This is a genomic window from Candidatus Hydrogenedentota bacterium, from assembly GCA_016791475.1.
In the GTDB taxonomy this organism is placed as follows: Bacteria; Hydrogenedentota; Hydrogenedentia; order Hydrogenedentales; family JAEUWI01; genus JAEUWI01.
The window spans coordinates 1-564 of sequence record JAEUWI010000379.1; the positions used below are offsets into that span (position 1 = coordinate 1).

The window sequence follows — 564 nt, forward strand, 5'->3', positions numbered from 1 at the left end:
GCTCCATGAGTTGGATGTGTTCGGTTAGTTCCCCGGCCGAGGCCATAAGGTCATCCTGGTTGTTCTGCCAGGCCAGTTGAATCTGCTTGAGCACCCGTTTGAAGGAGGGCATGCCGTGATGATCCAGGGGCGGGAAATAGGTGCCGCCGAAGAAGGGCTTCAAATCTGGCGTGAGAAAGACGGTCATGGGCCAGCCGCCGTGTCCGGTCATCAACTGTACGGCTTTCATGTAGATTTCATCGATGTCGGTGCGCTCTTCCCGATCTACCTTTATGTTGATAAAACCTTCGTTCATGAGAGCGGCCGTAGTATCGTCTTCGAAACTTTCATGTTCCATTACATGGCACCAGTGGCAGGCGGCATAGCCGACCGAAAGTAAGATCGGCTTGTTTTCCGCCCGGGCCCTTTTGAGCGCTTCTTCGCCCCAGGGATACCATTGCACGGGATTATAGGCGTGCTGCTGCAAATAGGTGCTGGTTTCATTTACAAGGTGATTGGGCTTCCTTGTGGGATGGCTTGTTGTCTTGCCCTTTTCGCTTGCTTTCAAAATGCCGCTCCTTGTTT

The 564-nt window shown here is 53.0% G+C and carries 1 protein-coding gene; it reads right to left on the bottom strand.

The features are described from left to right. Positions 1 to 547, bottom strand: a 547-nt coding sequence (locus tag JNK74_29785; GenBank protein ID MBL7650361.1) for a thioredoxin domain-containing protein, incomplete at its 3' end; no start/stop codon positions are given. Positions 548 to 564: the final 17 nt, after the last annotated feature.